5 protein-coding genes are annotated in these 7,312 nt (G+C 73.5%); all 5 read right to left on the bottom strand.

What is annotated here, in order from left to right:
- Positions 1–50 precede the first annotated feature (50 nt).
- A complete protein-coding gene (sbnA, locus tag CCN44_RS19010; RefSeq protein WP_086698357.1) occupies positions 51–1,040 on the bottom strand; it encodes a 2,3-diaminopropionate biosynthesis protein SbnA in 990 nt (329 codons plus the stop codon).
- A gap of 40 nt (positions 1,041–1,080) precedes the next feature.
- Positions 1,081–2,118: a 2,3-diaminopropionate biosynthesis protein SbnB gene (gene sbnB / locus CCN44_RS19005; RefSeq protein WP_059253087.1), complete on the bottom strand. Its 1,038-nt coding sequence runs from the start codon at positions 2,116–2,118 to the stop codon at positions 1,081–1,083.
- Positions 2,119–2,139: 21 nt separating this feature from the next.
- Positions 2,140–3,156 carry a TauD/TfdA family dioxygenase gene (locus CCN44_RS19000; protein WP_059253090.1) on the bottom strand — a complete coding sequence of 339 codons (1,017 nt, stop codon included), beginning with the start codon at positions 3,154–3,156 and terminating at the stop codon, positions 2,140–2,142.
- 1 nt (position 3,157) lies between these two features.
- Positions 3,158–5,227, bottom strand: coding sequence for a non-ribosomal peptide synthetase (locus CCN44_RS18995; protein WP_059255292.1), 2,070 nt, complete (start codon positions 5,225–5,227; stop codon positions 3,158–3,160).
- Between the two features lie 323 nt (positions 5,228–5,550).
- The gene (gene trpD, locus CCN44_RS18990; RefSeq protein WP_079081190.1) at positions 5,551–6,645 is read right to left on the bottom strand and encodes an anthranilate phosphoribosyltransferase; all 1,095 of its coding nucleotides are present in this window, start codon (positions 6,643–6,645) and stop codon (positions 5,551–5,553) included.
- Between the last annotated feature and the right edge of the window lie 667 nt (positions 6,646–7,312).

Raw genomic sequence — 7,312 nt, 5'->3', positions numbered from 1 at the left:
GCCGGGGCGGCCGGGGCCGGTGGCCGTCCCGCGCGGGGCGGGCGGCGGCGTCAGGGCGCCCCGGCGGCCACCGCCCTGTCCAGGCCGAGTGCGTCCGGGCCGTACAGCCGGTGCACCCAGGTGGTCTGGTAGACGGTGTCGAGATAGCGCTCGCCCAGGTCGGGCGCGATGGCCACGGCGGTGCCGCCGCGGCGGTCGGTGCCGTGCCCGGCGAACCAGCGCTCGGCGCCCGCCACCACCGTCCCGGTGGAGCCGCCGAACAGGAAGCCCCGCTCGACCAGCCGCCGGCAGGCCCGGATGGTGTCGATCTCGGGCACGTGCACGACGTCGTCCACGAACGACTCGTCCAGCAGGGGCGGTCGCACACCGGCGCCCAGCCCCGGGATCATCCGGGTCTGCGGGGTGCCGCCGAAGATGACCGAGCCGACGCTGTCCACCGCCACGATCCGCACCTCGGGCCGGTGCGCCCGGAACCAGCGCGCGCAGCCCATCAGCGTGCCGGTGGTGCCGGCGCCGACGAACAGCACGTCCAGGTCGGTGAACCGCCGTGCGATCTGCGGTGCCGTCAGCCGGTGGTGCGCGCGCCAGTTGTTGGTGTTGACGTACTGGTTCAGCCACACGTACCGGTCGTCGCTCGCGCACAGCTGCCGGACGTGGGCGAGCCGCGCTCCGAGGTAACCCTCCTCGGGGTGGGGCTCGGTGATGATGCGCACGTCGGTGCCGAGCGCCTCCATCATCTGCCGGGTGGCGAGGTTGCAGCGCGAGTCGGTCACGCACACGAACCGATAGCCCTTGCTCGCGGCGATCGTGCTCAGCGCGACACCGAGGTTGCCGGAGGAGGACTCCACCAGGACCGAGTCGGCGGTGAGCAGGCCCGACCGCTCGGCCGCCTCGATCATTTCGAGAGCTGCCTTCTGCTTGATCGAGCCCGAGAAATTGAATCCCTCGCACTTGAGGTGGAGAGGGACGCCGAGGGACGGTCGCAGATCGACGTAGAGATCGTCCTCGTTGAACTCATGGGGAGCCGAGATGATCGGCACTGTGCCTCCCGCGGGTGTGCACGGTTGGGATGCGGACCGCTCAGCCGTACCGACGCATCTCATGGAAGAAGTCGTCGACCACGGCGAGCTCCCCCGCGGCGCGCACCGTGTCGTACACGTGCTTGCCGACCGCCAGGTCGAGCACGCCGAGGCCGAACGGGGAGAAGACGACCGGGCGGTCCCGGTCCGGGCGCACCCGGCCGGTCAGCACGTCGTCGAGGGTGCCGTCGAGGAAGTCCCGGTGGCCCACGCGCTGTTCGGTCAGGTGGACGGAGGTGTCCGCCTTCAGACAGTGCTCCACGTCGTCGACGATGTTGGCGGACGCGAGGATCACCTCCGGCGACAGGTCGCGCAGCGACACGTGCAGCACCAGCGGGCGGTGCTCGAACCAGGCGGGGTCGGTGACGTGCGGGGTGGCCGCCGTCGTCGCGAAGACCAGCAGGTCCGAGCCGCGCACCGCGTCCTCGGCGCTGTCGTGCACCGTCACCTTCGCGGCACCGCCGGACGCCTCGCGCAGATGGGCGGCGAACCCGCCGGCGTGCTCCGCGGACAGATCGAACACGCCGATCTCGTCGAAGGACCAGCCGGTGCCCGCCAGGTAGTCGTACACGTACCGGGCGATCAGTCCCGCACCGAAGATGCCGATGCGGCGGGGGCGTTCCCCGCCCGCGGTGAGCCGGTCGGCGGCCAGCGCCGCCGAGGCCGCGGTGCGGGTCGCGCTGATGATGGAACTCTCCAGGCAGGCCAGCGGATAGCCGGTGTCCCGGTCGTTGAGGATCAGCACGGCCGAGGCGCGTGGGATGCCGGCGGCCACGTTCTCCGGGAAGCTGGAGATCCACTTGATGCCGTCCACCCGGCTGTCGCCGCCGATGGACGCCGGGAGCGCGATGATGCGCGCGGTGGGCCGGTCGGGGAAGCGCAGGAAGTACGACGGCGGATTGACGGTCTCGCCCGCGCCGTGGGTGCGGTAGGCGGCCTCGACCAGGGCGACGACATCCCGGTGCCGCCCCTGGAGGGCACGGTGCACCTGGCTGCCGGAGATCACCGCGAACGACGGCGCGGTGTCGGAAACGGACATCATGGCTCCACGAAGAAGGGACTAGGACAGGACGTGGCCGGCGAACCGGACCGGATTGCCGAGGATCACGACGACGTCGCGCTCGCCCTCGTACGGGTCGCGGCTGTGGGCCATGCGGAGGTTGTCCACCAGCAGCAGGTCGCCGCTCTGCCACGGCTCCCCGACCGACGCCGCCCGGTAGGCGGCGTTGATGGTCTCCACCGTCTCGGCGGTGATCGGAGTGCCGTCTCCGTAGGCCGTGTTGAACGGCAGGCCGTCGGGGCCGTACACGTCGACCAGGTAGTCCCGGATCGCCGGGTCCATGGTCCGCTCGTTCAGGAAGGCGGCCTGGTTCAGCCAGACGGGAACCCCGGTGCGCGGGTGCGGCAGCACGGCGGCCCGGCGCTGCCGGGTGCGCAGCCGGTCGTCCGGCAGCCACTCGTGGTCCAGGCCGGCCGCCGCGCAGTAAGCGTCGACCGCCGCCCGGTCCCCGGTGCCGAACGCCTCCTGCCAGGGCACCCCGATCTCGTGGTACATGCGGGTCAGCAGCCAGCCGTCGCGCTCGAACCGCGCGACCAGCTCCGGCGGCAGCATCCGCAGCACCTGCTGCGAGTCGGCGACCCGGGTGAGGCCGCCGCTCGTCGGCGCGGTCAGGCAGCCGAACAGGATCAGACCGGGCACCTCGGCCGCGTAGCTCAGCTCGTGGTGCATGCACATCGGCTCGTCGGCGGGCCACGCCGACGACGAGTAGACGCCCGGGGCGTGCGAGCGGCGCGGTGCGAACCGCTCCCGCTCGGTCATCTGCTCGATGCCCAGCGCCGCCGCGGCCTCGGCCACCTCGGCCGGCGACCGGACGCCGAGGCCGCGCAGCAGCACGGCGCCGTACTCGGCGACCAGCGTGTGGATCTCGTCGCGGCGCTGGGCCGCCCAGTCGGCCGCGGACCCCGTCGGGGAACCCGCCGACAGCACCGGCAGGGCGCGCGCCGACGCGTCCGGCCCGGCGTCGGTCGGGCCCTCCACCAGCACGGCGGAGGGGTCGTGCACGGACAGGGAACTCATCTCATGTGCCTCTCTCGGCGGTCTTCCGCTCCAACAGCGCCGCCACCTCGGCGACGGTCGGGGTGTGGGCCAGTTCCCCCACCGACACCACCCGGTCCAGCGCGACGGCCAGCTTGATGGCGGTGAGGGAGGTGCCGCCGAGCTCGGTGAACCGGGACCCGCGGCCGATCCGCTCCGGCGGGACCCGCAACAGGTCGGCCCACAGGGCGGCGACCCGGCGCTCGGTGTCCGTCGCCGGGGCCTCGAAGACGTCCGCGCCCGCGGTGCGTTCCGCCTCGGCGGCCAGTCGTGTCAGCGCCTTGCGGTCGGTCTTGCCGTTCGCCGTCAGCGGCAACGCGTCCAGCCGGTACAGCCGCTGCGGCACCATGTAGCCGGGGAGCACCGCGGCCAGCGCGGTGCGCAGGTCGCCGGCGGTCACCGCGTCGCCACCGGTGTGGAAACCGGCCAGGTACGGCCGCTCGGCCGGCCCCGCGACGACGACCGCGCCGTCCCGGATCCCCGGGACCTGGAGCAGCCGGTTCTCGATCTCGCCGATCTCGATGCGGAATCCGTTGACCTTCACCTGGGCGTCGCGCCGGCCCAGGAACTCCAGGGTGCCGCCGGGCAGCCAGCGGCCGAAGTCGCCCGAGCGGTACAGCCGTTCGCCGGGACGGTACGGGTCCGAGCCGAACGCCGCCTTGGTGCGGGCCTCGTCGTTGATGTAGCCGCGGCCGACGCACACGCCCGAGAAGACGATCTCACCGGGCACGCCGAGCGGCACCAGGGCGAGGCGCTCGTCGACCACGTACACGCGGACGTTGCGCACGGCCCGGCCGAGCGGCACCGAGCGGCCCGCGGGGACGCGGTCCATCACCTCGTGGTTGGTGTCGTCGGAGGTCTCGGTGAGCCCGTAGGCGTTCACCAGCAGCACCGACGGCAGCACGTCGAACCAGCGCTGGACGAGTTCCCGCTTCAGCGCCTCGCCGGTCGCCGACACACAGCGCAGCCGGGGCAGCGGGCGCGGCCGTTCGGCCAGCGCGGAGAGGACCACCTCCAGATAGGAGGGGACGAGCTGGGCCACCTGGATGCCGCCGCTGTCCAGCGTGTCCAGGAAGCGGTGCACGTCGAGGACGGCCTCCTGCTCGACGATGTGCGTCCGGCCGCCCACCAGGAGCGCCGACACCAGCTGCCACAGCGAGATGTCGAAGCACTGCGGGGCGGTCTGCGCGACCACCTCGCCCTCCGCCATGCCGAGGTCCTCGATCTTGGCGTACAGGTGGTTGAGGAAGCCCGCGTGTTCGCACATCGCGCCCTTGGGCTCGCCGGTGGAACCGGAGGTGAAGTAGATGTACGCGAGCTGGTCCGCGGCGACCGGGAGAGCGGGGTCGTCCTCGGGCCGGTCCTCGGCCAGTACGTCGTCGAGGAACGCCCGCTCCACCCCGGGACGTCCGGCGAGGGCCGCGTCCAGGTGGGGTACGCCGCGCTCGGCGAGCACCCAGCGGCTGCCGCTGCGCGCCAGCACGGTGGCGATCCGGTCGGCCGGGAACGACGGTTCGAGGGGCAGGTAGCAGCCGCCGGCCTTGAGGACGCCGATCACCGCCGCCAGCCACTCCAAGGTGCGTTCGGTCACCACGGCGACCACGTCCTCCGGGCGCAGCCCGCGGTGGTGCAGCGACCAGGCGATCCGGTTGGCGCGTACGTTCAGTTCGCGGTAGGTCCAGCGACGGTCTCCCCGGACCGCGGCGACCGCGTCGGGGTGCCGGCGCACCCGCTCCTCGAACAGCTCGTGGAACCGGCGGTCGGGCAGTTCCCGGACCGGTCCCGCGAACTCCTCCAAGAGGGTGTGCGTCTCGTCCGCCGAGAGCAGGCCGCGCGCGTGGTGCGGCGCGTCCGGGGCGGCGGTCAGCAGGGTGAGCGCGGTGTGCAGGTAGCCGCTGACCCGCTCGGGGGAGACGTACTCCTGCTCCTCGGCGTGCCGCCAGGCCAGGAGGGCGTCGGCCCGGCCGTCCGGGGTGGCAACGCGGGCGATCAGGTCCCGCCAGGTGCCCTCCGCCACCGTGCCCTCGTGGAAACCGGAGACGGTGGCCGCCACTTTGGCCCGCGCCGCGAGCCACACCGTTTCGGTGTCGACATCGCATTCCCCGGCCACCCGGTCGATCGCGGCCTCGAGGTCCGCGGACACGGCGGGAAGAAGACCCGGCCGCGATTCCCCCTGGCCTGACGCGCCCGTCGCGCTGTCACTCACAAGCGTTGCCCCCACACCGGAAGTCCGTCGGACCGTGAAACCGGTCATCCGATTCCACGCTGAGCGCCGACGACGTTAGGAGGTGCCTATATCGCCGCCCTATCGATCTGCCTCGCGGGGGCCAATACGGGGTCAATACCCGGCGCACGCCGGGGCGTCGGCGGGCCGTGTCAAGGCCGCCCGAACACCGGTGTGCGGTCCCCGGCGGCCATCTCGCGCGACACGCGCACCCAGTGGTCCAGCAGTTCCGCGGCGGCCCCGGAGTCGATCGACAGCCGGGCGTCTGGCAAGCAGGCGGCGATGCGTTCGGCGACCGGCCGGTCGTCGGGACGCAGCGAGGCCAGTCCGGCCGCGGCGGACAGCAGCACCGCATCCCGCACGGGACCGCGCTCACCGGCCAGCACGTCCCGCGCCACCCGGGCGTTGTACCTCCGGTCGCCGCCGCGCAGCGCGTCGGCGCCGGCGTGGGGTATGCCGACCTCCCGCGGGTCGAAGGTCGTCGTCGTCACCTCGCCGCCGGAGACGGTCCACACCGTGGAGGTGGTGGTGACCGTCAGCTCGTCCATGCCGTCGTCGCCCCGGACCACCAGGCCCGACGTGCCGCGGCGGGCCAGCACCCGGGCGGCGAGCGGGCCGAACCGGGGATCGGCGACGCCCAGCGTCTGGGCGGCGGGCCGGGCCGGGTTGGCCAGCGGGCCGAGCAGGTTGAACACGGTCGGCACGCCGAGTTCCCGGCGGACCGGTGCCGCGTGCCGCAGCGCGGGATGGAAGACGGGCGCGAAGCAGAAGATGAGGCCGGTCTCCTCGAACAGGTCGGGCAGGCAGGCGGGCGGCAGGTCGAGGACGACCCCCAGCTCCTCCAGCACGTCCGCCGAGCCGCAGGCCGAGGACGCCGCGCGCCCGCCGTGCTTGACCACGCGTGCCCCGGCGCCGGCCGCGACGATCGCCGCCATGGTCGAGAGGTTCACGCTGTGGGAACGGTCGCCGCCCGTGCCCACGATGTCGAGCACCGGGCCCGGCACCGGAAGCGGCACCGCGTGCTCGTACAGCGTCCGGAGCAGGCCCTCGATCTCCTCGGCCACCTCGCCCTTCGCCCGCAGCGCCACCAGCAACCCGGCCAGCCGGGCGGGCGGCACCTCCCCGCACATCACCTGGCGCAGCGCCCAGGCGGTGTCGTCCGGGGTCAGGTCCCGGCCGGTGAGCAGCGTCTCGATCAGCTGCGGCCAGGACCGTTCCGCGTACCGGGCGGTCATCCGACGTTGCATGCGCGCTGTCTCCTCTCCGCTCGTCCGGCGCGGGGAGCGGCGGCCGGCCCGGAACGGGGCGCCGGAACGGAGCCACGGCCGCTCGCACCGCCGCCGGACCGGGGGCCGGATCGGCCGGGCCCTGTGCCGGAGCGCTTCTTGGGTGGCCGGTCCGCGCCGGGCCGTCCGGACGGTGCGGCGCACGGACCGGGGGCGCCGTGACAGCCGGCGCGGGTACGGAGGACCGGCACCGGGAGCCGGCCGGCGCAGCGGGCCGGGACGGCGCCGGTCGTGGGAGGGTGAGGTGTCGTCATGGGAGAGGGAATCCGTCCAAGATCGTCAGGAGGGGCGGACCCGGCACAGCAAAGCAGCCGCGGACCGGCCGCGCCCACACCACTTGGCCGTCGCTTCACCGGACCACTCGGACATTCCTTGACGCTGTCGGCTCCGGGTCGGTGCAATCGCCGTGCCCGGCCCGCGGCGAAGGCCGCGGCGTCCGCTCCAGAACGGGTACGGTCCTCGTGACCGGAGCGGGGGACGGGCCACCGCGGCCACGTGCAGCCACCCTGCCGGTCGGCTCCGGGCGTTCACCGCCTCGGGTCCGAACGGGGTCACCGCTGCGGGCGTTCACTGCATCGGGTCCGAACCGGGCTTACCCGTAAGGACGTTCACCGCCTCGGGTCCGAAC

It is taken from the genome of Streptomyces tricolor (assembly GCF_002155905.1).
Classification (GTDB): domain Bacteria; phylum Actinomycetota; class Actinomycetes; order Streptomycetales; family Streptomycetaceae; genus Streptomyces; species Streptomyces tricolor.
Note: the sequence above shows the minus strand (reverse complement) of the source record. Positions and strands in the feature narration are given on the sequence as shown.